The 25,322-nt window shown below is 66.0% G+C and carries 18 protein-coding genes; 3 read left to right on the top strand and 15 right to left on the bottom strand.

Annotation, left to right across the window (positions count from 1 at the left end; genetic code table 11):
- The first annotated feature begins 45 nt into the window (after positions 1 to 45).
- Both H0B43_RS27055 and H0B43_RS27050 read left to right on the top strand, forming a co-directional pair.
- Positions 46 to 1,059: an aldo/keto reductase gene (locus H0B43_RS27055; RefSeq protein ID WP_185725128.1), complete on the top strand. Its 1,014-nt coding sequence runs from the start codon at positions 46 to 48 to the stop codon at positions 1,057 to 1,059.
- A 10-nt stretch (positions 1,060 to 1,069) separates the two neighbouring features.
- A complete protein-coding gene (locus H0B43_RS27050; RefSeq protein ID WP_185725129.1) occupies positions 1,070 to 1,582 on the top strand; it encodes a histidine phosphatase family protein in 513 nt (170 codons plus the stop codon).
- Positions 1,583 to 1,588: 6 nt separating this feature from the next.
- Here H0B43_RS27050 and H0B43_RS27045 read toward each other — a convergent pair whose 3' ends face one another.
- From H0B43_RS27045 to H0B43_RS27030, 4 genes are all read right to left on the bottom strand, one after another.
- Positions 1,589 to 1,789: a hypothetical protein gene (locus tag H0B43_RS27045; protein WP_185725130.1), complete on the bottom strand. Its 201-nt coding sequence runs from the start codon at positions 1,787 to 1,789 to the stop codon at positions 1,589 to 1,591.
- Between the two features lie 67 nt (positions 1,790 to 1,856).
- Entirely contained in the window at positions 1,857 to 3,083 is a 1,227-nt protein-coding gene (locus tag H0B43_RS27040; RefSeq protein ID WP_185725131.1) for a M23 family metallopeptidase, read from the bottom strand.
- A gap of 151 nt (positions 3,084 to 3,234) precedes the next feature.
- The gene (locus tag H0B43_RS27035) at positions 3,235 to 7,191 is read right to left on the bottom strand and encodes a DNA-directed RNA polymerase subunit beta' (protein WP_185725132.1); all 3,957 of its coding nucleotides are present in this window, start codon (positions 7,189 to 7,191) and stop codon (positions 3,235 to 3,237) included.
- A 118-nt stretch (positions 7,192 to 7,309) separates the two neighbouring features.
- A complete protein-coding gene (locus tag H0B43_RS27030) occupies positions 7,310 to 10,816 on the bottom strand; it encodes a DNA-directed RNA polymerase subunit beta (protein ID WP_185729783.1) in 3,507 nt (1,168 codons plus the stop codon).
- A 411-nt stretch (positions 10,817 to 11,227) separates the two neighbouring features.
- On the opposite strand from H0B43_RS27030, the gene H0B43_RS27025 reads away from it, so the two are divergent.
- Positions 11,228 to 13,390, top strand: a complete 2,163-nt coding sequence (locus H0B43_RS27025; RefSeq protein WP_185725133.1) for an MMPL family transporter — start codon at positions 11,228 to 11,230, stop codon at positions 13,388 to 13,390.
- 36 nt (positions 13,391 to 13,426) lie between these two features.
- On the opposite strand, the gene H0B43_RS27020 is transcribed toward H0B43_RS27025, so the two are convergent.
- The 11 genes from H0B43_RS27020 to H0B43_RS26970 form a co-directional block, all read right to left on the bottom strand.
- A complete protein-coding gene (locus H0B43_RS27020; RefSeq protein ID WP_185725134.1) occupies positions 13,427 to 14,329 on the bottom strand; it encodes a hypothetical protein in 903 nt (300 codons plus the stop codon).
- A gap of 79 nt (positions 14,330 to 14,408) precedes the next feature.
- Positions 14,409 to 14,996, bottom strand: coding sequence for a hypothetical protein (locus H0B43_RS27015; protein WP_185729784.1), 588 nt, complete (start codon positions 14,994 to 14,996; stop codon positions 14,409 to 14,411).
- 134 nt (positions 14,997 to 15,130) lie between these two features.
- Positions 15,131 to 16,378, bottom strand: a complete 1,248-nt coding sequence (locus H0B43_RS27010) for an MCE family protein (protein ID WP_185725135.1) — start codon at positions 16,376 to 16,378, stop codon at positions 15,131 to 15,133.
- Positions 16,375 to 17,676: an MCE family protein gene (locus H0B43_RS27005; protein WP_185725136.1), complete on the bottom strand. Its 1,302-nt coding sequence runs from the start codon at positions 17,674 to 17,676 to the stop codon at positions 16,375 to 16,377. Before H0B43_RS27005 ends, H0B43_RS27010 begins: the two co-directional genes overlap by 4 nt.
- A complete protein-coding gene (locus H0B43_RS27000; RefSeq protein WP_185725137.1) occupies positions 17,673 to 18,929 on the bottom strand; it encodes an MCE family protein in 1,257 nt (418 codons plus the stop codon). Before H0B43_RS27000 ends, H0B43_RS27005 begins: the two co-directional genes overlap by 4 nt.
- Positions 18,929 to 19,924 carry an MCE family protein gene (locus H0B43_RS26995; protein WP_185725138.1) on the bottom strand — a complete coding sequence of 332 codons (996 nt, stop codon included), beginning with the start codon at positions 19,922 to 19,924 and terminating at the stop codon, positions 18,929 to 18,931. Before H0B43_RS26995 ends, H0B43_RS27000 begins: the two co-directional genes overlap by 1 nt.
- Positions 19,921 to 21,000, bottom strand: coding sequence for an MCE family protein (locus H0B43_RS26990; RefSeq protein ID WP_185725139.1), 1,080 nt, complete (start codon positions 20,998 to 21,000; stop codon positions 19,921 to 19,923). The genes H0B43_RS26995 and H0B43_RS26990 overlap by 4 nt, the downstream gene beginning before the upstream one ends.
- Complete coding sequence (locus H0B43_RS26985; RefSeq protein ID WP_185725140.1) at positions 20,997 to 22,355, bottom strand: MCE family protein; 1,359 nt, start codon at positions 22,353 to 22,355, stop codon at positions 20,997 to 20,999. Before H0B43_RS26985 ends, H0B43_RS26990 begins: the two co-directional genes overlap by 4 nt.
- Positions 22,352 to 23,212 (bottom strand): ABC transporter permease, encoded by an 861-nt coding sequence (locus H0B43_RS26980; protein ID WP_185725141.1) that lies wholly within the window; start codon positions 23,210 to 23,212, stop codon positions 22,352 to 22,354. Before H0B43_RS26980 ends, H0B43_RS26985 begins: the two co-directional genes overlap by 4 nt.
- A gap of 4 nt (positions 23,213 to 23,216) precedes the next feature.
- Positions 23,217 to 24,011 carry an ABC transporter permease gene (locus tag H0B43_RS26975; RefSeq protein ID WP_185725142.1) on the bottom strand — a complete coding sequence of 265 codons (795 nt, stop codon included), beginning with the start codon at positions 24,009 to 24,011 and terminating at the stop codon, positions 23,217 to 23,219.
- A gap of 9 nt (positions 24,012 to 24,020) precedes the next feature.
- On the bottom strand, positions 24,021 to 25,115 hold the full coding sequence (locus H0B43_RS26970; RefSeq protein ID WP_213015257.1) for an ABC transporter ATP-binding protein: 1,095 nt from the start codon (positions 25,113 to 25,115) through the stop codon (positions 24,021 to 24,023).
- Between the last annotated feature and the right edge of the window lie 207 nt (positions 25,116 to 25,322).

Raw genomic sequence — 25,322 nt, 5'->3', positions numbered from 1 at the left:
GACGACGCTGGTGTCCGGAACACACAGCGACCATCGGAGCAGAACATGATCACCAGCACCACGCTCGGCAAGACCGGTCCCCGCGTCGGCCGGCTCGGTCTCGGCGCCATGGGCATGTCCGGGATGTACGGCAGGACGGACGATACGGAGTCCGTCGCCACCATCCACGCAGCCCTCGACGCCGGGATCGACCTCGTCGATACCGGGGACTTCTACGGATCGGGCCACAACGAATCCCTGATCGGCAAGGCCCTCACCGGTCGCCGGCGCGAGGACGTGACCCTCAGCGTCAAGTTCGGCGGACTTCGCGGTCCCGGCAACACGTGGGGCGGAGTCGACACCCGTCCCGCGTCGATCCGGAACTTCCTCGCGTACTCGATGCAGCGTCTCGGCGTCGACTACATCGACATCTATCGTCCGGCCCGGCTCGACCCCGACGTCCCGATCGAGGACACCGTCGGAACGATCGGCGAGCTCGTGGAGGCCGGGTACGTTCGTCACATCGGCCTGTCGGAGGTGGGTCCCGAAACCCTCCGGCGCGCGGCATCGGTGCACCCGATCGTGGACCTTCAGATCGAGTATTCGCTGATCTCCCGGGGCATCGAGGCCGAGATCCTGCCGGTCTGCCGGGAACTCGGGATCGGCGTCACCGCGTACGGCGTGCTGTCCCGCGGCCTGCTCAGCGACTCGTTGCGCACCGATCAGACCCTCGCCGCCGACGACTTCCGCGCGCACAGCCCCCGGTTCCAGGGCGAGAATCTCCGACAGAACCTGACCCTGGTCGACGCGCTCGCCGCCGTGGCCGCCCGGCACGGAGCGAGCGTCGCGCAGCTGGCCATCGCGTGGGTGCTCGCCCAGGGTGACGACATCGTGCCCGTCGTCGGGGCACGCACCGTCGCCCGCCTCGCGGAGACGCTCGGCGCACTGGATGTCCACCCGGCCGCCGCCGATCTCGCCGCGGTCACTGCTGCGGTCCCGGCCGCCGCCGTCGCCGGGGAACGCTACGCGCCGGCGCAGATGGCTCAGCTCGACAGCGAACGCGCGGCCGTGGGGAGCTAGCGTCTACGCCATGGCCTCGCACAGCTCGTCGCGCACCCGCACTCTCATCCTGATGCGCCACGGCAAATCGGCGTACCCGGAAGGGGTCTCCGATCACGAGCGGCCCCTGGCGCCGCGCGGACGAAAGCAGGCCGGGCTCGCCGGTGACTGGCTGCGGTCGACTCAGCCCCCGATCGACGCGGTGCTGTGTTCGACCGCTCGCCGCACCAGGGAGACGCTCGAGGCGACCCGGGTCGGTGCGCCCACCCGATTCGCCGCAGAGCTCTACGGCGGCTACCCGCCGGAGATCCTCCTCGAGATCGCGCAGGTGGAACCGTCGGTGCGCACGCTTCTCGTGGTGGGGCACGTTCCCGGCATGCCGTCGACGGCACTGGATCTGGCGGGCAACCCCGACACCGGAGACGCGAACCAGATGCGCGAGAAGTTCCCCACCTCCGCCCTCGCCGTTCTCGCGGTGCCGTGCGAGTGGAACGAACTCACCTCGAGCGCAGCGTCACTCGCCACGTTCCACGTGCCGCGGTAGCGAACCTCAGAACACCTTCCGGCCGACGACGGCCACCACGCCCAGAACCAGGGCGAGCACGAGGGCGGACCAGAATCCGAACAGCCACCAGACCACGCCGAAGACGACGAGAGCCGGCGCCACGGTGATGAGTGCGATCGTGGGGCTTTCCCGCACGACTTCGAGTGCCGACTCGGCTTTGACGCGATCGATCTTCTTCTCGGACATCTCGTCTCCGTTCAGCGAACCACGCATATCGGACAGGTGTGGTCGAGGATAGTCGCGCCGCCGGTAGTCAGCCGCCCGGGAAGGTCACGACGTCGAGGTAGAGCGGCATCGCGTCGGTACGCTCACCGGTCTGCGCTCCGGGCTCGTCGACGACGGGAGCACCGGCAGTGGCGGCGTCGACGCTGTCCCCCGTCATCCGTGCGTCGAGTTGGAAGCTGTCGAACTCGAACGGCACCCCGTTCGACGCCAGGGGGTCCGGACCGTCCATCACGTGGAAGTGTAGATGCGGCGCATCCGTGTTCCCGCTGTTGCCCAGCAACCCGACCTGGTCTCCCGCCCGGAGGTCCTGGCCGACGCTGATGTCGTCCACGCTGCCGGGCTGCAGGTGCGCGTAGAACGCGAACCGCCCGTTCCCGATGTCCTGGACGACGTGGTTTCCGCCGTACTGGTCGAGGGGCAGTCCCTGCGGACTGGCACCCGGAACCTGTTCGGACAGATCGCCCACGACCGCGATCACCTTGCCGTCCGACACGGCGCGCACCGGTGCGCCGTAATACTCGTAGCTCGACAGCTGAGTCTTGTCGCCGACGAAGATCCGCCCCTGCTCGTCGAGTTGGACGAAGTCGATGGCGAACCGCTCGGCAGTCAGCATCTCGCCGTTGATCGGCAGCACGGCCGCACGGTGCGCGCTGACCGTGCAGCACCCGGTGCCGTCGAGCCAGCGTGGACCGTCGAGCGGTGAGCGGATCCGGACCGCCTCCCGGGTGTCGACCTTCGTGTTCGCGACGTTCTCGGTGAGCCGCCCAGGCACCAGCGACGTCGCCTGCGGGAAGTCCACGGTCAGGACATGTCCGAGGCTGCCGGGTACGTCGTCCGGCCTGTTCACCGTCGCGTCGATCCACACCAGCCCCTGCTGTCCGGGGGCGAGGACGGTGCCGGTCTTCGGGCCGCCGCCGAGCGCCTGGAACCAGGGCATCAGCGCGTCGCCGCTCAGGTCCACGAGGGTTCGTCCGTCGCCCGTCACCTGGAACGAGGCGATCGTCGCGGGCTGCGAACCGGTGTTCGTCAGCCGCAATTCGTAGGCCAGGTGCACGAGCCCGTCGCTGCCGGTCACCGGTATCGGTGCCGCCACCACATCGGCGACCACCGGTGTGAGGACGGCGGGACCGGTGGACGTGGCAGGCGCCGCCGGCGACGTCGTCTCGCTCTGCGGGGTGTCCGAGGCCGAACAGGAGGTCGCGGCCCCCACGACGACGGCGACCAGGAGTGCGACGGCGAACCTCGACCGGGCCATCTTCCGACGCTAGCAACGGCGAACATCCGCCGACAAGACGCGGAAAACAGATGAAGGCCCCACCCCCGAAGAGAGAGGGGTGGGGCCTTCGTCCGATGGTGAGTGCTCGACGAGTCCTGGGACTCGTCAACCACTCACGGGCGCGGAGCGCCTACCGGTAATCGTTGCTGAAACCGTAATCGTCCAGCGGCACCGCGGCACCGGTGTTCTGGCCGAAGCCGTCCGGGCTGTAGTACTGGTCGTCGTACGACGGAACCGCGTACGCCGCAGCACGGGCCTCTTCGGTCGGCTGAACCTGGATGTTGCGGTAACGGTTGATACCGGTACCGGCAGGGATCAGCTTTCCGATGATCACGTTTTCCTTCAGACCGATCAGCTTGTCCGAGCGGCAGTTGATCGCCGCATCGGTCAGCACGCGAGTGGTCTCCTGGAACGACGCCGCGGACAGCCACGAGTCGGTCGCCAGCGATGCCTTGGTGATACCCATCAGCACCGGACGTCCGGCTGCCGGCTCGCCACCCTCGGCTACGACCCGACGGTTGGCCGCCTCGAAGTCGGCACGCTCGGTCAGCGAACCGGGCAGGAACTCCGTGGCGCCCGAATCGATGATCGTCACGCGACGCAGCATCTGGCGCACGATGACCTCGATGTGCTTGTCGTGGATCGACACACCCTGGCTCCGGTACACCTCCTGGACCTCGTTGACGAGGTGGATCTGCACCTGACGGGGGCCCATGACACGCAGCACCTCGTGCGGATCGGCAGCACCTTCCATGAGCTGCTGACCGACCTCGACGTGGTCACCGTCGGCCAGGAGGCGTTCGGTGCCGTCGTCGTGCTTGAAGACACGCAGACGCTGACGCTTCGAGAGCTTGTCGTAGACAACCTCTTCGCCACCGTCGTCCGGGATGATGGTGATCTTGTAGAAGCGGTCCCCGTCCTCGAGCTGCACACGGCCGCTGACGTCGGCGATCGGGGCCTTGCCCTTGGGGACGCGGGCCTCGAACAGCTCCTGAACACGCGGCAGACCACCGGTGATGTCGTCTCCGGCGACACCACCCTGGTGGAACGTACGCATGGTCAGCTGCGTACCGGGCTCACCGATGGACTGCGCGGCGACGATACCGACGGCCTCACCGATGTCGACGAGCTTGCCGGTGGCCATGGAGCGGCCGTAGCAGGTGGCGCAGACGCCGGTGCCGGTGGTGCAGGTGAGCACCGAACGGACCTTGACCTGCGTGATGCCCGCCTCGAGCAGCGCGTCGATGGCCGGGTCGCCCAGGTCGTGTCCACGCTCGACGATGACGTTGCCGTTCTCGTCGACCGCGTCGGCGGCCAGGGTGCGGGCGTACGTGCTGGTCTCCACGTGCGCGTCGCGGATCATCGAGCCGTCGGCCAGCTTCTCGGCGATCGTGGTGATGATGCCGCGCTCGGTTCCACAGTCGACCTCGCGGACGATGACGTCCTGCGAGACGTCCACCAGACGTCGGGTCAGGTAACCCGAGTCGGCGGTGCGGAGCGCGGTATCGGCCAGACCCTTACGGGCACCGTGCGTGTTGATGAAGTACTCGAGAACGGTCAGGCCTTCCTTGAAGGAAGACTTGATCGGACGCGGGATGAATTCACCCTTCGGGTTGGTGACCAGACCCTTCATGCCGGCGAGCGAGCGAACCTGAGTCATGTTGCCGGCGGCGCCGGACTTCACGATCATCGGGATCGGGTTGTCGTCGGGGAAGTGGGCCTCCATGGCCTTACCGACCTCGTCGGTGGCCTCGGACCAGATCTTGACCAGGGCGCTGTTGCGCTCGGTCTTGTTCAGGGCACCACGCTGGTACTTCTTCTCGATCTGATCAGCCTGAGCCTCGAAGGACTCCATGATCTGAGCCTTCTCCGGCGGCACGAGGACGTCGGAGATGGAGACCGTGACACCCGAACGCGTGGCCCAGTAGAACCCGGCGTCCTTCAGCTTGTCGACGGTCTGCGCGACCACGATCATGGGGTAGCGCTCGGCGAGATCGTTGATGATCGTCGCCTGACGCTTCTTCGGCATCTGCTCGTTGACGAACGGGTAGTCCGCGGGCAGCAGCTCGTTGAAGAGCACGCGACCCAGCGTCGTCTCCGCCGTCCAGCCGTCACCGTAGTTCCAGCCTTCGGGGAACAGCTCCGCCTCGATGTCACGGGGCGGGCGCTGCTGCGTGAGCCGCACCTTGATCTTCGCCTGCACGACGAGCGCGCCACGATCGACGGCCATCTGAGCCTCGGCCGGCGAGGAGTACACGCCCTGCTCCGCCTCGTCGTTCGTCGACGCCTCGAGCTCGCCGGTGGCACCCTCGTCCAGCCGGGTCAGGTGGTACAGACCGGTGACCATGTCCAGACGGGGCATGGCGAGCGGTCGACCCGACGCGGGCGACAGGATGTTGTTCGACGACAGCATCAGGATGCGAGCCTCGGCCTGCGCCTCCGCGGACAGCGGGAGGTGCACGGCCATCTGGTCACCGTCGAAGTCGGCGTTGAAGGCCTCACACACCAGCGGGTGGAGCTGAATGGCCTTGCCCTCGACCAGCTGCGGCTCGAAGGCCTGGATGCCCAGGCGGTGCAGCGTCGGCGCACGGTTCAGCAGCACCGGGTGCTCGGCGATGACCTCTTCGAGGACGTCCCACACCTGTGCGCGCTGACGTTCCACCATGCGCTTGGCGGACTTGATGTTCTGCGCGTGGTTCAGGTCGACCAGGCGCTTCATCACGAACGGCTTGAACAGCTCGAGCGCCATCAGCTTCGGCAGACCGCACTGGTGCAGCTTGAGCTGCGGGCCGACGACGATGACGGAACGACCCGAGTAGTCGACGCGCTTACCGAGCAGGTTCTGACGGAAACGACCCTGCTTGCCCTTGAGCAAATCGCTCAGGGACTTCAGCGGACGGTTACCGGGACCCGTGACGGGACGGCCACGACGGCCGTTGTCGAACAGCGCATCCACGGACTCCTGCAGCATCCGCTTCTCGTTGTTGACGATGATCTCGGGGGCACCGAGGTCGATCAGTCGCTTGAGGCGGTTGTTGCGGTTGATCACGCGGCGGTACAGGTCGTTCAGGTCGGAGGTGGCGAAGCGGCCACCGTCGAGCTGAACCATCGGACGCAGCTCCGGCGGGATCACCGGGACGGCGTTGAGAACCATGCCCATCGGCGAGTTCTGGTTGGCCTGGAAGGCGGCGACGACCTTGAGACGCTTCAGCGCGCGGAGCTTCTTCTGCCCCTTGCCGCTGCGGATGGTCTCGCGGAGGTTTTCGGCCTCGGCGTCGATGTCGAAGCTCTCCATGAGCTTCTGGATCGACTCGGCACCCATGGCGCCCGTGAAGTACTCGCCGTAGCGGTCGACGAGCTCGCGGTACAGCAGTTCGTCGACGATGAGCTGCTTGACGCTGAGCTTGGTGAACGTGGTCCAGATCTCGTCGAGACGATCCAGCTCACGCTGCGCGCGGTCACGGAGCTGACGCATCTCGCGCTCGCCGCCGTCCTTGACCTTGCGGCGGACGTCGGACTTCGCGCCCTCCGCCTCCAGCTCGGCGATGTCGGCTTCGAGCTTCTGAGCGCGGGCCTCGAGGTCGGCGTCGCGCTGGTCGGCGACGGCCTTCTTCTCGACCTGCATCTCGGCTTCGAGCGTGGACAGCTCGTTGTGACGCAGTTCCTCGTCGACACCGACGATGACGTACGCGGCGAAGTAGATGATCTTTTCGAGATCCTTCGGCGCCAGGTCGAGCAGGTAGCCGAGACGGCTGGGCACGCCCTTGAAGTACCAGATGTGCGTGACCGGTGCGGCCAGTTCGATGTGGCCCATGCGCTCACGGCGCACCTTGGCGCGAGTCACCTCGACGCCGCAGCGCTCACAGATGATGCCCTTGAAGCGGACACGCTTGTACTTACCGCAGTAGCACTCCCAGTCCCGGGTGGGGCCGAAGATCTTCTCGCAGAAGAGGCCGTCCTTCTCGGGCTTGAGGGTGCGGTAGTTGATGGTCTCCGGCTTCTTGACCTCGCCGTAGGACCAATTGCGGATGTCCTCTGCACTGGCGAGGCCAATGCGGAGTTCATCGAAGAAGTTGACGTCGAGCACGTAACTTCCTTTCCCCAGAGGGATTGTGGATCAACGGTCGCCCGCCGATTCCTGACTGCCAATTCAAATGTGAACTACGCCCCCGGGTCACAGATTTCCGTGACCCGGGGACCGAAAACTAGTTCGCGAGGTCGTCGACCGTCGCCGCTTCGTTCCGGGACAGGTTGATGCCCAGGTTCGCAGCGGCCCGCTCCAGGTCCTCGTCGTCGCCGTCGGCCATCGCGATGGCCGCGCCGTCCGAGGACAGCACCTCCACGTTGAGGCAGAGCGACTGGAGCTCCTTCAAGAGCACCTTGAACGACTCGGGGATGCCCGGCTCGGGGATGTTCTCGCCCTTGACGATGGCCTCGTACACCTTGACTCGACCCACCACGTCGTCCGACTTGATGGTGAGCAGTTCCTGCAGCGTGTATGCCGCGCCGTAGGCCTGCATCGCCCAGCACTCCATCTCACCGAAGCGCTGGCCACCGAACTGGGCCTTACCGCCGAGCGGCTGCTGGGTGATCATCGAGTACGGACCGGTCGAACGAGCGTGGATCTTGTCGTCGACCAGGTGGTGCAGCTTGATGATGTACATGTAGCCGACCGAGACCGGGTACGGGAACGGCTCGCCGGAACGGCCGTCGAACAACGTGGCCTTTCCGTCGGACGCGACCATGACCTCGCCGTCGCGGTTCGGCAGCGTCGAACCGAGGAGACCGGTGAGCTCGTCCTCCTTGGCGCCGTCGAACACGGGGGTGGCGATGTTGGAGTCGGAAGGCGCCGACAGCATCTCCTCCGGCAACTGCTCCGCCCAATCGGGACGGGAGCCGTCGCCGGCGATCTGAACGTTCCAGCCGGTCTTGCCGATCCACCCGAGGTGGGTCTCCAGGATCTGGCCGATGTTCATACGACGCGGAACACCGTGGGTGTTCAGGATGATGTCGATCGGGGTGCCGTCGGGCAGGAACGGCATGTCCTCCTGCGGGAGGATCTTGCCGATGACGCCCTTGTTGCCGTGGCGGCCGGCGAGCTTGTCGCCGTCCTGGATCTTGCGCTTCTGAGCCACGTAGACACGGACCAGCTCGTTGACACCGGGGGGCAGATCGTCGTCGTCGTCGCGCGAGAACACGCGGATGCCGATGACCTTGCCGGTCTCACCGTGGGGAACCTTCAGCGACGTGTCACGAACCTCGCGGGCCTTCTCACCGAAGATGGCGCGCAGCAGGCGCTCCTCGGGGGTCAGCTCGGTCTCGCCCTTCGGCGTGACCTTTCCGACCAGCACGTCACCGTCACGAACCTCGGCACCGATACGGATGATGCCGCGCTCGTCGAGGTCGGCGAGGACCTCGTCGGAGACGTTCGGGATGTCGCGAGTGATCTCCTCGGCACCGAGCTTGGTGTCGCGGGCATCGATCTCGTGCTCCTCGATGTGGATCGAGGTCAGGACGTCCTCTTCCACGAGGCGCTGCGACAGGATGATCGCGTCCTCGTAGTTGTGGCCTTCCCACGGCATGATCGCGACGAGCAGGTTCTTGCCGAGCGCCATCTCACCGTTCTCGGTGCAGGGGCCGTCGGCGAGGACCTGTCCGGACTCGACACGCTGTCCCTCGTCCACGATGGGACGCTGGTTGGCGCAGGTGCCCTGGTTCGAACGCGCGAACTTGCGCATCCGGTAGGTCTTGCGGCTACCGTCGTCGGCCATGACCGTGACGTAGTCGGCGGAGACCTCTTCCACGACACCGGTCTTCTCGGTGACGATGACGTCGCCCGCGTCGACGGCGGCACGCAACTCCATGCCGGTACCGACCAGCGGAGCCTCGCTGCGAACGAGCGGCACCGCCTGACGCTGCATGTTCGCGCCCATCAGGGCACGGTTGGCGTCGTCGTGCTCGAGGAACGGGATCATCGCGGTCGCGACGGACACCATCTGCCGCGGCGAGACGTCCATGTAGTCGATCTCGGCGGACGAGACGAACTCGACCTCGCCACCCTTACGACGGACCAGAATGCGATCGTCGGTGAAGTGGCCGTTGGCGTCGACGGCCGAGTTGGCCTGGGCGACGACGTGGCGGTCCTCTTCGTCCGCGGTGAGGTAGTCGACCTGGTCGGTGACCTGGCCGTTCTCGACCTTGCGGTACGGCGTCTCGATGAAGCCGAACGGGTTGACCCGGGCGTACACCGACAGCGAACCGATCAGGCCGATGTTCGGGCCTTCAGGGGTCTCGATCGGGCACATGCGGCCGTAGTGCGACGGGTGAACGTCTCGCACCTCCAGGCCGGCGCGCTCACGGGACAGACCACCCGGGCCGAGAGCGGACAGACGACGCTTGTGCGTCAGCCCCGACAGCGGGTTGTTCTGGTCCATGAACTGCGACAGCTGGGAGGTTCCGAAGAACTCCTTGATCGCGGCGACGACGGGCCGGATGTTGATCAGCGTCTGCGGCGTGATCGCCTCGACGTCCTGGGTGGTCATGCGCTCGCGAACCACGCGCTCCATGCGGGACAGGCCCACGCGGATCTGGTTCTGGATGAGCTCACCGACCGTGCGCAGACGACGGTTGCCGAAGTGGTCGATGTCGTCGACCTCGACGGGCACCGCGACGCCGCCGGGGGCGGTCATCTCGGTGTCACCGGCGTGCAGGCGCACCAGGTACTCGATGGTGGCGACGATGTCTTCCTCGGTGAGGGTCGACGCGACGATCGGCTGCCCGGTGTTCAGGCCCAGCTTCTTGTTGATCTTGTAGCGACCCACGCGAGCCAGGTCGTAGCGCTTGTCCTTGAAGAACAGGTTCTCCAGGAGCGTCTGCGCGCTTTCCTTGGTGGGCGGCTCGCCCGGACGCAGCTTGCGGTAGATGTCGAGCAGCGCCTCGTCGGTGCCGGCGGTGTTGTCCTTCTCGAGGGTCGCCATGAGGATCTCCGAGAAGCCGAAGCGCTCGGTGATCTGCTCGGTGGTCCAGCCGAGGGCCTTCAGCAGCACGGTGACGGGCTGGCGGCGCTTGCGGTCGATGCGGACGCCGACCGTGTCGCGCTTGTCGACGTCGAACTCGAGCCATGCACCACGGCCGGGGATGACCTTGACGCTGTGCAGGTCCTTCTCGGTGCCCTTGTCGACGGAGTGGTCGAAGTAGACGCCGGGGGAACGCACCAGCTGCGAGACCACGACACGCTCGGTGCCGTTGATGATGAACGTGCCCTTGTCGGTCATCATCGGGAAGTCGCCCATGAAGACCGTCTGGCTCTTGATCTCACCGGTGTTGTTGTTGATGAACTCCGCGGTGACGAACAACGGCGCCGCGTAGGTCATGTCCTTGTCTTTGCACTCGTCCGTCGAGGCCTTCACCTCGTCGAAGCGCGGGTCCGAGAAGGACAGAGACATCGAGCCCGAGAAATCCTCGATCGGGGAAAGCTCCGCGAGAATGTCCTCGAGACCGCCGGAGATTGCGCTGTCGCCACGAGCGGCGGCGCGCTCGCGCCAGCTCTGCGCACCGATCAACCACTCGAACGAATCGGTTTGTAGATCAAGAAGCCCGGGAACTTCGAGGGGTTCGCGAATCTTTGCGAACGAAACCCTCTTCGGGGCTCCGGGGATTCCGGAAACTGCCTTGGTCTGGCTAGAGACTGCCAAGATGCGTCCTTCCAGCACCTCACGCGGGCCGCTCTTGCTGTTGCGACCGCCGCTGTATCTGCTTCGAATTTCGCTGGTCACGACCCGAACGAAACTCGTCACAGTTGCTGAGGAGTGGATCACTTCGCAGCGGTACGGACGAGAGGTGGACAGGAGGCAGCCAGCGCAACGTCCAAAAGTACACCCAAACTCAGTAGATGTCGAGTCGGGCACCCGAAACAGCACCCAGCCGGGCGCTCGGCCACGCGTCACTGCGCATGTTCACGCATCAGAGTGACGCGTGATCATCGCGGCGTCAAGAGTTAGGGGGCGTGTCGTGTCGTTTCGCCCGGCCGACGGGCCGTTTCCGGCACCCCTTCCCACCCGCTGACGGGCGGTGAACAATATGCGCACGCGATCGGAAGTCGATTTCTCGAGGGAAGCAGAGCCGTGACGCGCTGGAGTTCGTTCGTCGTCGCCCGCCCGACGCTGGTCCTCGCCGTCACGGTGCTGCTGGTGCTGCTCGGCGGGGCGTGGGGTTCGGGCGTGTTCGACCGGCTGAGCCTGGGCGGATACACCGACCCGGGCAGCGAGTCCGCGCGCGTCGAGCGCCTGATCGAGGGGACGCTCGGACGCCAGACCCCCGACCTGGCTGTGACCTACCACGCCCGTCCGGGCGCGACGCTCGACGATCTCGGGCCCGACGTGGCCGCCCACCTCGCGCAGATCGACCCAGGAGCGCTCGCCGGCACTCCCCTGTCGTACTGGTCGGCGCCGCCGCAGGCGAAGGAGTTCCTGCGGTCCACCGACGGCACCGAAGGGCTGGTGGTGCTGTCGCTGAACGGCGACGAGAACACTCGGATCGCCGCGTACCACGACCTCCGGCCCCTGCTGGTCATCGATGGCACGGAACAGGAGTTCAGCGGCTTCAGCGCGGCCGCCAACGCCTTCAACGAGGCGTCCGAGCGCGACCTGCTGCGCGCCGAGACGGTGTCGTTCCCGCTCCTGCTGCTACTTCTGCTCGTCATCTTCGGCGGCCTCGTCGGCGCGGCGGTCCCGCTGTGCGTCGGCGGTCTCGCGATCCTCGGCGCACTCGGCGCCCTGCGCGTGATCTCGTACTTCACCGAAGTCAGCGCGTTCTCGGTGAACATCGCGAGCCTCGTCGGTCTCGGCATGTCCATCGACTACGGGCTGTTCGTCGTGACCCGGTTCCGCGAGGAGTTGCGGTCGGGCGCCCGACCGGACGACGCCGTCCGGCGGACGCTCGCCACCGCCGGCCGGACCGTGGGGTTCTCCGCCCTCCTCCTCGTGTGCGGATTCGTGGGCATGCTCGTCTTTCCCCAGGCCATCGTCCGGTCCTTCGCCTACGGGGGGATGGCGGCCATCGGGATCGCGGCGGTGCTGTCGCTGTCGGCATTGCCCGCGGCGCTCGCTCTGCTCGGGCCGCGCATCAATTCGCTGACGTGGCGACCGGGCGTGGTCGAACGCGGCGAAGACCGGGCGCACCGATTCTGGGGCGGCGTCGCCGCCCGGGTCATGCGGCGCCCCGTCGCGATCGCGTCGGGCATCGTGGCGGGGCTGCTCGTGCTCGCGGCACCCCTCACGGGCGCGTCGCTGGGCGATCTCGACCACACCGGGCTGCCCGCGGCTCACCCGCTCCGTCTGGCCGTCGAGGATCTCGCCGCCGACTTTCCGCTCGCCAACAACGGCGCAACGCTGATCCTGCAGGGCAGCGACGGCAAGGCCCCGCCCCCGGCCGCCACGGCAGAGTTCTTCCGGGCGACCGCCGCGGTCGACGGCGTCCAGCGGGTGGTCCCGGTGGGGGCCACCGGCACGTTCGTCGCCATCCGGGCCATCTTCGACGACGCCGACCGGACGCCGGGGGCCATGGCGACGACCGCCGCACTGCGCGACCTCCCGCCCCCGGAAGGGACCGTGAAGATGCTGGGCGGGCTGAACGCCCTGACCTCCGACGGACTGGACGCGATGGCCGCGCGACTGCCGTGGATGATCGGGATCATGGTGGCGGTCACCTTCGCCCTGATGCTGTTCGCGTTCCGGTCCGTGGTGCTGCCGCTGAAGGCGATCGCGATGGCCACCCTCAGCCTCGCCGCGTCCTTCGGCGTGCTCACGTGGATCTTCGAGGACGGTCACGGCGCCGGTTTCCTCGGCGTGACGCCAGGGCCGCTGCCCGCGACGATGGTCGTGCTGATCATCGCGGTGGTGTTCGGACTCTCCACCGACTACGAGATCTTCCTGATGTCCCGGATGGTCGAGGCCCACGACCAGGGCGCGTCGACGGAGGAGGCCGTCCGGATCGGCACGGCACACACGGGGCGCATCGTGACGGCGGCCGCCGCGCTGCTGATCGTCGTCACCGGTGCGTTCACGCTCTCGGAGCTGACGATGATGCGGTTCATCGGGCTCGGCATGATCGTGGCGCTGCTCATCGACGCCACCGTCATCCGCATGATGCTGGTTCCCGCCCTGGTGAAGCTGATGGGCGAGGCCAACTGGTGGGCACCGGGATTCCTGGCACGCAAGACACCCACCCCCGGTTCACCGGATGATCCGAAACGGTCACCGCGGCAACAGATTCCCGCTCAATCGTGATTCTTGTTCGGGCACAATACCTTTCAGGTGTCCGAATCAGCCCTCGCTGTCGGAGATGTCGGAGAGCACCCACTTGCCGTCGATCTTCTCCATCTTGATCGACAGCGGGGTGGCAGCACTACCCTGAGCGACCGCATCACCCGTGGCGCTGACGTTCATGTGCGCCAGAAGCTCGGCGCGGTCGCCGTCGAGCACCGTGACCCCGATGTCCGTGACGGAGGCCTGGGTGGCCGTCTTCGTCTGGATCGCAGCTTGTTTGGTGGTATCCGCGGTGGAGTCGAACTCGGCACGCTTGGCATCGTTGAGATAGCCACGCGCCTTGTCGAAGTCCTGATCGATGGTCTCGTAGCTGTAGGTGTACAGCGTCTCGATCGCCTCGGTCCCCGCCTTCGTCACCTCGGCGGTCGCTCCCGCGTCGACCCAGGCGGTGTTCGTGATGTGCGCGCCGGGCTTGAACGCCGCGACGACCGCGAACACACCGAGCACCACCGCCACGGCGCCGAGGATCCCGACGAGCTTCCAGGTGATCCGACCGGTTTCGCCGGCCGCGCCGGCCTCGGCGACGGGCGGTGCCTGCTGCTTGCCTATGCGGGGCTGAAGGTTCGGGACCTTCGCCTTACCCGCCGACGCCTTCGCGGTGTCGGTCGTGGTCGTGGTCGCGGTCGCTGCCGCGGTCGCCGCCGCCTCCTTCGCCACCGGGGCCGACTTCTCGCCCGGCGTAGGCTTCTTCACGAGGTCCGGCTTCTTCACCAGGTCCGGCTTCTCCACCAGGTCCGGCTTCTCCACCACGTCCAGCTTCTCGAGGGCTTCCGGCTTCTTCACCACGTCCGGCTTCGAAGTCGATTCCGGCTTCGGCGTTACCTGACGGGTCCCCGCCACGCGCGGACGCCTGCCCTTTGCAGCGCTGTCCGGCACGTTGTTGCGGCGCTTGGGGGGCATAATTCACCACTTTCTCATTGCACGACGAGCTGTCGTCGACGTGGACACCACAGCGGCACGCCGCTGTGGCACATCGGAACTACTGGCCGCCGCTGTCGCCCTCGGGGGCCGGCGCCTGCTCGGCGGGAGCCGGCGCCTGGTCTGTGGGAGCGGGGGCAGCGCCGGCGGCGGGTACCGGACCGTTCTCGAGCGGAATACGTCCGCCCACCGGTTCCACCGACGACGCCTTCCAGACCCCGTCCACGTCCTCGACGTCCATCCGCATCGTCACCTTGGCCTTGTCGAAGCGATCCGGCCAGGTGGTGGTGACAGCCACGACGACCAGCGCCTTGGCGGTGCCGTCGTCGGTGTTCAATTCGGTGAGGGTGCCCTGGATCAATTCGGCCTTGCTCGCCGCCCTCGACTGACGCATCTGGTCGGTGAACCCGTCCATCGTCGACTGCAGATCCTGGTTCATCTTGTCGCCCGTGATGGACGACTTCATATTCTCGAAGGATCCGTCGAGGTCCGCGGAATCGACCGAATTGAGGTTGATCGCGGCCTGCTGGGCGCCCGCCAGCGCGGAGTCGCGCGCGTCGGCGATCGGCTTGTCCACGAAGAGAGCACGCGCCCACCCGAAGCCGAACCATCCGGCTGCGACAACCGCGATCACCACCAGTGCGGTCACCGCAGCAAACGAGGCCTTCAACGTTCTGTCCTTCCCCGGAGCCGGTTGTCCCGACTCCGGGGGCGTGGTAATTCGCGTCACACCAATACCCTACTGATTGTTTTCTTCTACCCGCCCTCGGTGAGAACCGAATGCTACTTGGGAGTAACCCCGAGGAGCGGCGCGAGCTGCGTTGCGATGGGATTCAAGTTGAGAGTGTCAGGCATGACCTTCGGCTTGAAATCCCACGGTTGGATCGTGTCCGGATCGGCGAACACGATGCGATCTGCACTTCGAACACCCGTCACGCTTCCCTGGGGAGCGTCGCAGTTGGCCTTCGTGTTGTACGGGAAGTCCTGCTGGGTGTCGTCGAAATTCGGGTTCTGCCGCTTCATCTCGGCGAGGATCTCCTGCGTCCCTTCGTAACCCAGTGTGCACGACGGCGGATTGTTGGTCTCCAGGACGATGCCCTGGTGGACGGTGCCGTCGCCCGGTGCCACGGTCGACGCGGACGCCGCGATGGCAGGCAGGAACATCAGGATCGGCCGCAGCGCGATTGCCTGCGGGGCCAGCTTGTCGCCGACCGCGGCAAGGTTCGTCAAGTCGGTGGTGAGACTCGGACCGGTCTCGTTCACCAGTTGACCGATCTCGTCACTCGCCGGAATTCCCCTGTCGATGATGGAGCGGATGTCCGGGTCGCTGGTGCGCAGCTGCGCTGCCACCGCGTCGAGGTCCGAACTGAACTGGACGATCGCCGACGATTGATCGGATTGTGTCGCCAGCACCGTCTGGCTGTCCCGGATGAGGGCCAGCGTCTGCGGAAGGACGTCGAGTCCGTCCTTCGTCAGCGTCGAGAGAGAATCCGCGAGCGTCTGCAGATCCTCGCCCTTGCCGTTGAACGCCGTTCCCAATTGCGTGACGACCGTGCGCAGCGAGTCGACCGGAACCGACCTCACCAACCCGTCGGTGGCCATCAGCACCTGCTCGACCGGAACCGGTGTGGAGGTGTCGGCCTCGCCGATCACCGAGCCGTCTTCCAGATACGGCCCCTGGTCGGTGTCGGGCTGCAGGTCCACGTACTGCTCACCGATCGCGGACCGGTTCGCGACGACGGCTTTGGCCGACGCCGGAATGTCGGGCCCGCCCGACGAGATCTTCAACTCGACGTTGATGCCGTCCGCCGTCAGCGACAGGTCGCCGACACGCCCGACGGGCACACCGCGATACGTGACCTCGGCGTTGGTGAAGATACCGCCGGAGTCCTTGAACTGCGCGTTCACGGCGTACTCGCCGAACCCGAGCAGGTTGTCGAGGCGAACATACTTGGCACCGACGTAGACCAGCCCGAGCACCGCCACGACGGCGAACGCGACGAGCTGGAATCTGACCAGCCGTGACCTCACTGTCCACCCCCGATTCCGAACTGCTCCAGCAGTCCCCCGAGCGGGTTCTGCGGCAACGGCGCCTGGCCGTCCGTCGTGCGGTTCCCCGCGCCACCGTTGCCGGCCGCGGGCGCCGCCCCGGGAAGACCCGGGATCCGCAGACCCGTCGGGGCGGGGATGATCGGCGGAATCGGCAGCAGCGACACCGTGGGCCAGCCCGGCTTCGGCCCGTTGCCGTTGTAGTACGGGTTCGACGGGTCCACGATCGGCTTGGGTTCACCGAACTTCGGCGGCACGTACACCGGGTCGCCCTGACCGACGCCCAGCGCGCTCAGTGCGTCGCCGATCTGCAGGTCGACCGAGAGGAACAGGTTGACCGATCCGCCGAGGGCGATCTTCTCCACACCGTCCGGGAACGGGACGGTCGGGATGAACGCGAGCGAATTGGGCAGGTTGTCGCCGGAGTCGGCGAGCGCCTTGAGCGTCGGCCGCAGCGCGAGGAGATCTGCGATCAGATCGTTCTTCGACCTGTTGATCACGTCGGTTCCGACGGTGCCGAGCCGGTCCAGTTGCGTCAGCATCTGAGTGAGCTGCGGGCGCTGCTGGTTGAGCACTTCGGTGGCGATGGGAAGCTGATCGAGGATCAGCCCGATCTTCTCGTTCTGTTCGTCCACTCGGGTGGTCAACGCGTCGAGTCCGTCCAGGGCCCGGGTGATGTCGTCGCGCTGCTGGTTGAGTCCGTCGATGAGCGTGTTCGTCTGCTCGAGAAGTCCCCGGACCCGATCCTCGCGGCCGTCGAGGGCAGTGGTCAGTTCGTGCACGATCGGCTGCAACTGTCCGACACCGCCACCGTTGAGCAGCAGTGACAACGCGCCGAGCACCTGCTCGATCTCGGTGGCGTGGCGCGTGCGATCCAGCGGGATCGTGTCGCCGTTCTCGAGCCGCGCGGGATCCTTGTTCTCCGGCGGCTCGGACAGCTGGACGAACTTCTCACCGAGCAGGTTGGTCTGCTGGATGGCGGCGACCGCATTGGCCGCGAGGTCGACGGACGAGTCGAGGATTACCTCCACGTCGGCCGTCCAGCCGTCCGGCGCCACCTTGATGGATTCGACCCGGCCCACGGGAACACCGTCGACCTTGACGGCGGACTGCGGAACGAGGTCGAGGACGTCGTCGAATTGGATCGTCAGGTGCATCGGATCGTTGCCGACGTCCGGCCCGCCGGGGAGGGGAACTCCGTAGATTCCCTCCGACGAGCAGGAACTCACCGCGATGGCGACGGCGCACGCGCCGGCGCCGAGGATTACCGACCGCTTCATTCGCCCTCACCACCCGTTGCGCTCTCGAATCGCGGCGACACGACACCCGGCACCGTGCCGGGCGTGACCGTCCGCTGAATGTTGTCCGCACTCATGATCCCGAACGGAAGCACGAGCGACGGAGACTTCGCCGACTGCGTGATCTGGGACGTGACGGCGGTGCAGTTGTCGATCAGTGGCTGCATCTGACGCCCGAGTTGCTCGAAACGCGGGTCGCCGGGAACCAGCTTGCCGAGGTCGATCAACTTGCAGACCACGCCCGCCGGATCCTGCAGATCCGGGAACGCCAGGCGCGACGCCAGGTTGCCCGACTCCGCGTCGTACGAGTTGGCCAGGTTGCTGATCGCCAGCGGGAGCAGCGTCAGCGAGTTGACGAGCGACTCACGGTTGTCGGCGAGGGTCTGCGTCACCGGAACCAGATCGTTCACGTTCTCGGCGAGGATGTCCCTGTTGTCCGCCACGAACTTCGAGACGTCGCCGAGTGCGATCGCGAGCTGGTTGAGGGCGGCGCCGAGGTTCTCCCGCTCCCCCGCCAGGAACCCGGACAGATCGGAGAGCTGCGAGTTGAAGTCACGGACCTGCTGATCGTTGGCCGCCAGCGCGCCCACGAAGACCTGGAGGTTCTTGACGGTGTCGAACAGGTCGCCGCGACTCTCGTTGAGGGTGCGGGCGGCGTCGGAGAGCTGGGTGATGCTCTGCCCCAGCGCTTCACCGTTGCCATCGAGGTTGGCGGCGCCGGTCTCGACGAACTGGGACAGCGCGCCGTCCTTGTTCGCCCCGTTCGGACCGAGTGCGGTCGAGAGCTTCTCGATGCTCGCGTACAACTGGTCGACCTCGACGGGAGTCGCAGTGCGGTCCCGCGAGATCACGGCACCGCTCTGCATCGTGTCGCCTCCCGTGTACGCGGGCGCGAGCTGGATGTAGCGGTCGGACACCACCGACGGCGTGACCTGAGCAGCTTTCGCGTCGGCGGGAATGTCGACGCCGCGATCGACGCGCATGTCGACCTTCACCTGATCGCCCTGCGGCTCCACCCCGTCGACCGATCCGACCTTCACACCGAGGACCCGCACATCGGAGCCCTCGTAGATGCCCACCGACTTGTCGAAGTACGCGGTGATCTTGGTGGTGCCTGCCCGGGTGAACACCCACCACAGCGCGCCGGCGATCACCAGCGCGACGATGACGATTCCTACGATGAGGGCGACACCGCCGCGTCCTCCGCGGTCGGCTCCGTTCTCGACGTCTGCCATCAGTTACCCCCCAACGTGCGGACGGGTTCGCGCGGACCGGGAATGTCGGGCAGACCGGGCGGCAGGAGGTTCACCACGACCTGGTCGAACCAACGACCGTTACCGACCACGTTCGTGTAGAGGCGGACGAAGGGCTCGTACAGTTTCATCGCCTTGTCCAAGTTCTCGTTATTGGCCTTCAGGATCTCGACGACGCCGTCGAGCTGCTCGAGCGCGGGACCGATGGCGGCCTCGTTGTCGTGCACGAGTCCGGTCAGTTGCTGCGACAGGCGCTGTGTTCCGGTGAGCAACTGGGAAATCGACTGCTGACGGCTGTTGAGCTCACCGAGCAGCAGGCCGGCGTCGCTGATCAACCGGTTGAATTCGGCGTTGCGGTCGGCGAGGACCTTGGTCGTCTTGCCGGTCGCGTCGAACAACTTCTGCAGTTCCTGGTCGCGGCTGGCGATGGTCTGCGACAACCTGCTGACGCCGTCCAGGGACGCGCGGATCTCCGTGGGCGTTCCCTCGAACGCCTGCGACAGCGTGACTATGCTCTGCGCGAGCTGGTCGGAGTCGATGTCTCCGACCGTCTCCGCAGCAGCGGAGAACGCTTCGATCACGTCGTACGGAGACGTGGTGCGGTCCAACGGGATCGCGTCGCTCGGGTTCAGCGTGTCGGAGCCGCGGGGGTCGAGGGCCAGATACTTCTGGCCCAGGATCGTCTTGATCTGAATGGATGCCGACGTCTCGTCGCCGACCCACGCATCCGACACCTTGAACGCGACGTCGACGTGGTCGCCGTCGAGTTCGACCGACGTGACCTTGCCGACCTTCACACCGGCGATACGTACCTCGTTGTCGGGCTTGAGCCCGGCCGCCTCGGTGAATTCGGCGTGGTAGGTGGACCCGGCGCCGATGAACGGCAGCGAATCCAGGAAGAATGCCGACAGGGTGGCCAACAGCACCACGAGAATGCCGAGGGCACCAGCCACTGCCGGGCTGCGACGTCTGCTCATCGTGTCTGCAACTCCTGTAGGCCGTCCTGTGTGCACCGTTTGGCCGAGTTCGTATACAGCGGCTGGTTGACGGTGGGCAAGCCCGTGGGCAGGTTCAGTTGGGGCGCGGTGCCTGGTCCTGCGACGATGTCGACTCCACAGAGGTAGAACTGGAACCAGGATCCGTAACTGGCTGCCCGGCCGAGCTTTTCGAGCTTCACCGGAAGCGTCTGGAGGACGCTGTTGACGGTGTCGGAGTTACGGTTCAACGTCGTCGCCAGCGTGTTCAGCGACGTGATGGATTCCTGGATGGACGGGCGGGTGGGTTCGAGCAGATCGGCCGTCGCGTCGGTGAGCCCGGCGAGGGATGTCACCGCCGAACCGACGGTCCCCCGGTCGTCGGCCAACCCCGTGACGAGCTGCTGGGTGTTGACGATCAGCGAATCGAGCTGATCGTCGCGCTGATTCACCGTGGCGAGCACGCTGTTGAGGTTGTTGATCACCGCCCCGATCACCCGGTCCTTGTCGGCGACGGTGTTGGTGAGGCTGGCCGTGTTCTTGACGAGTTCCGTAATCGTCCCCGATTCACCCTGGAACACCTGGATGATCTGGTACGACAGCTTGTTCACGTCGTCGGCGCTGAGAGTCTGGAACAGCGGGCGGAAACCGTCGAACAGCGTCGTGAGGTTGACGGCAGGCTTGGTCCGCTCCATCGGAATGGTGTCGCCGCCGTTCATCTTCATCCCCTGCTGGCCCTCACCCTGTTCGAGCGCGATGTAGCGCTGACCCACGAGGTTCCGGAAGCGGATGGTCGCGGTGGTGCTGGCCGGAAGCCAGTCCCGTTCCGACACCGAGAACTGGACCTCCGCCTCGCGGTCGTCGTGGATCGAGATCTTCTCGACCTGACCCACACGCACACCGGCGATACGCACCTCGTCGCCCTCGTTGAGCGAGGTGACGTCCGAGAAGATCGCGTTGAACTTGGTGCCACCGCCGCCGCCGAGATTGGCGATGGTGGCGGCGAGCAGACCGGTCGCCAGGATCGTGACCACGGCGAACACGATCAGCTTGACCAGTGGTGCAGTCAGGCCCCTCACTTGAAGCTCACCTCAGTCCCCCTCATGGTCGGCGCGCCGACGAGTGTCGTCCAGCTCGGCACGTCCTCCGGCGCCATGCCGCCGGCCTCGCCGTACACGACGTCCAACGTGTCCTGCTCCATCTTCGAACCCGCGTAACTCGCGGGCGTGACCTGGGCTCCGTACCCCGGAACCTGATCGGGAACACCGGCCGGTGCCGGGAGGAAGTCGATGGTCGACGGACCGGGATTGCGCGAAGGCACCTGGTAGGCACCGTCGTTGTAGGAGGACCCGCCCGGGTACTGCGGGAACTTCCCGCCCGGTGCGGTGACGTTGTCGTAGCACGCCGGTCCGCGGTTGTCGAGCAGGCGCGGCTCGTCCTGGTTGGGCACGTAACGGCCCTTCGGGTTGACGAACTGCACGCTGGCACGCACACCCGGGTACGGATCGTCCGGCGCCAGCAGCTCACGGGCGACGGGTGCGGACTTCGCGAAGCCCGCGAACGTGCAGCCGAAGCTCGGCGAGTAGCGGCCCAGGATCTGCAGCGCCTCGCGCGAATCGGCGGCGATGCTGACGATCGACTCGGCGTTGGTCTGGAGCAGATCGGCGGTGCTCGATGCGGTTCCGGTCAGCGAGGCGAGCAGCGTGGAGATCTCACCCTGCTTCTCCACCACCGTGTTTCCGGTGGTCCGCAGATTGTCGAGGGCGTTCACCAGCTCCGGCGCCGCCTCCGAATACGTCTGCGAGAAATCGGCCAGACCGCGCAGATCCTCCTGAATGGCGGGCAGTTCGGTATTCAATCCGCCGAAGATCTCCTCGAGCCGGTCCAGCGTGAGGCCGAGTTCGGCGCCGCGGCCGCTCAACCCCTGCGACAGCGCACCGAGGGTGTTCGCCAGATCCTGCGGCGGAATCGCCTGCAGCAGCGGCAGCAGCCCGTCGAGAACCTCACCTACCTCGACGGCGTTGCCGCTCTTGTCCTGACGCAGCGTGTCTCCGGCCTGGATCGGCGGGGCGGTGTCACCCTCCGGAACGATCAGCGACACATACCGTTCGCCGAACAGCGTCTTGGGCAGCAGTCGCGCCGTAGCGTTGGACGGGATCAGCGGCGCCTTGTCCGGCTGGATCGCGAGCGCGAGGGTGACCTCGCCCTCCGACGTGGATGCCGAGCGCACCTCGCCGACGATGAGGCCGCGGACCTTCACGTCCGCGTTCGGCGGCAGGGCATTTCCCGCGGTATCGGTGAGGAGGTCGACCTTGACGACCTTGGTGAACGTCTTGTTGAACATGCCGATGGTGAAGGCCAGGAACAGCGCGAGGACCAGGAAGAACACAAGCCCCAGCACCCGTCGGCCCGCGACAGATGTCGTGTTGCTCATCCGGCCACCCTCACTGTGGTCGTCGTGCCCCAGATGGCGAGGCTCAGGAAGAAGTCGAGAACGGCGATGGTGACGATCGCGGTGCGGACCGCCCTACCCACGGCCACACCGACACCGGCGGGACCACCCGACGCGTGGTAGCCGTAGTAGCAGTGGATCAGGATGAGTACGAACGCGAAGATCAGCACTTTCGCAAACGAATACAGCACGTCCTGCGGTGGCAGGAACAAGTTGAAGTAGTGGTCGTACGAACCGGTCGACTGCCCGTTGAACACGGTGCTGATGACCCGGGACGCAAGATAGGCCGCCAGCAGACCGACGATGTACAGCGGGATGACGGCCACGAATCCCGCGATCATGCGAGTGGTCACGAGGAACGGCACACTCGGCACCGCCATGACCTCCAGGGCGTCGATCTCCTCCGAGATCCGCATGGCACCGAGCTGCGCCGTGAAACCACAACCGACGGTGGCCGAGAGTGCGAGTGCCGCAACGATCGGCGCGATCTCGCGGGTGTTCACGTAAGCGGACAGGAAGCCGGTGAGGACCGAGCTGCCGAGCTGTTCGAGCGCAGCGAAGCCCTGCAGACCGACGACGACACCGGTGAAGCCGGACATCATCGCGATGACACCGATGGTGCCGCCGATGACGGCGAGCGCGCCGCTGCCGAATGTCACCTCGGCGAGGAGGCGGAGCACTTCCTTGCGGTAGTGGACGAGTGTGTGCGGCGACCAGGCAATGGCTCTGGCGTAGAACGACATCTGCTCGCCGGCCTTGTCGAGCACGTTCAGTGGCGCACGACCGACTCGGCGTGCCGCCATCAGAGTCCGGTCACCGCGTCCCTTGGCGATTGTCATCGGGTCACGATCCCTTCGCCGGAACGATCTGGAGGTACACCATGGTCAAGATCAGGTTCGCGAAGAACAACAGCAGGAACGTGATCACCACAGACTGGTTCACCGCGTCACCGACGCCCTTGGGTCCGCCCTTCGGGTGGAGTCCCTTGTACGCCGCGATGACACCGGCGATGACACCGAAGACGGCCGCCTTGAGCTCGCCGACCCAGATATCGGGGAGCTGCGCGAAAGCCGAGAACGATGCCAGGTACGCACCGGGATTACCCCCTTGGAGAATGACGTTGAAGAAGTAGCCCCCGGCGATGCCGACCACCGACACGAGGCCGTTGAGCAGGATCGCGACGAGGACCATCGCGAGCACCCGAGGCACGACGAGTCGCTGAATCGGGTTGATACCGAGCACTTCCATGGCATCGATCTCTTCGCGGATCGTCCGCGCACCGAGATCCGCCGTGACCGCCGACCCCGCAGCTCCGGCCACCAGGAGTGCCGTCACCAGCGGGGAACCCTGCTGAATGACGGCGAGAACGCTGGCCGCTCCCGTGAACGACTCGGCTCCGAGCTGCTTGATGAGCGATCCGGTCTGCAGTGACACCACTGCTCCGAACGGAATCGCGACCATCGCAGTGGGCAGAATCGTGACGCTGGCGATGAACCAGGCCTGTTCGATGAACTCACGGACTTGGAACGGCCGTTTGAACGTGTTTCGTGCGACGTCGACGAAGAGCTCGACGATGTTTCCGGCCTGCGTCAGCGCACCGTTGACCGGCCGCAAGACCGAGCTGCGGGTAACCCCCATCCGTTATGCCTACCCTTGCCCGTGAGTGGTGTTTTCGTACCCTTCACCCCGGTATGCGGGGATGACCTGCGTGTCGTCCTGGCTGTATGCGTAGTCGTAGCCTCCGCCGCCGTTTCCGCCGGAATTCTCGTCGAGGCTTTCCTGAATCGCGATCTGAGCGTTCTCCGGCAACGTGTGCATGATGTGCCGCACCCGCTCCTGACGGCGAGCGACGGCCTGCCGGAACGGCATCCCCGGCGTCGCCTTCATCTGCGGAACGATTCCCTCCACGTCATCGACACCACCGGCATGGTGACCGGCGTCGACCATCGCCTGCTCCTGTGCCATCTGCGCCTCGTCCTTCTCCTCCGACATCCCGATCGGACCGATCATCGTGCCGTTGAGGAACTGCTTGACCACCGGCTCCTCACTGGTGAGCAGCACCTCGCGGGGTCCGAACATCACCAGATGCCGCCGGAACAGCATCCCGATGTTGTCCGGCACCGTCCGCGCCAGATTGATGTTGTGCGACACGATCAGAATCGTCGCATCGATCTCCGCATTGATATCGATCAACGTCTGCGAAATGTAGGTGGTGCGCACCGGATCCAGACCGGAGTCGGGCTCGTCCACCAGAATGATCTGCGGATCCAGCACCAGCGCCCGGGCCAACCCGGCGCGCTTGCGCATACCGCCGGAGATCTCGCCGGGCAGCTTGTCCTCGGCCCCGAGGAGACCGACCAGCTCCATCTTCTCCATCACGATCTTGCGGATCTCGGACTCGGATTTCTTCGTGTGCTCGCGGAGCGGGAACGCCACGTTGTCGAACAGGTTCATCGACCCGAACAGGGCGCCGTCCTGGAACAGCACCCCGAACAACTTCCGGATCTCGTACAACTCCTTCGAGGAGCACTCGAGAATGTTGGTGCCATCGATCACGATCGACCCCTGCTCCGGACGGAGCAGACCGATCAGCGACTTCAGAAACACCGACTTACCGGTACCCGACGGGCCCAGCAACGCACTCACCTCGCCGGCCGGAAGAGTCAACGTGACGTCCTGCCAGATCCTCTGCGAGCCGAAAGACTTGGTCAGTCCCTCGACGGAAACCTCGACTCCCACCATTACCTCCGCGACCGTCCGATGCACTCACCCCGTGTGGGTTGGGTCACTCTATCGCATCGGAGTGTTACCTGTGACAGGCTATGCTACTCATGAGTAAGAAAGATGCCAACAGCGGGTCCCACAATGCAAAACAACGTGCCTGAACTGGGATAACGGTAGCGAAATTTTTGGTCGCGCGTCCAGGTTTCGGCCACTATTCTCGACACT

This window comes from Rhodococcus sp. 4CII (assembly GCF_014256275.1).
In the GTDB taxonomy this organism is placed as follows: Bacteria; Actinomycetota; Actinomycetes; order Mycobacteriales; family Mycobacteriaceae; genus Rhodococcus_F; species Rhodococcus_F wratislaviensis_A.
The sequence above is the reverse complement of the archived record's forward strand: the minus strand, read 5'-3'. Positions and strand labels throughout refer to the sequence as shown.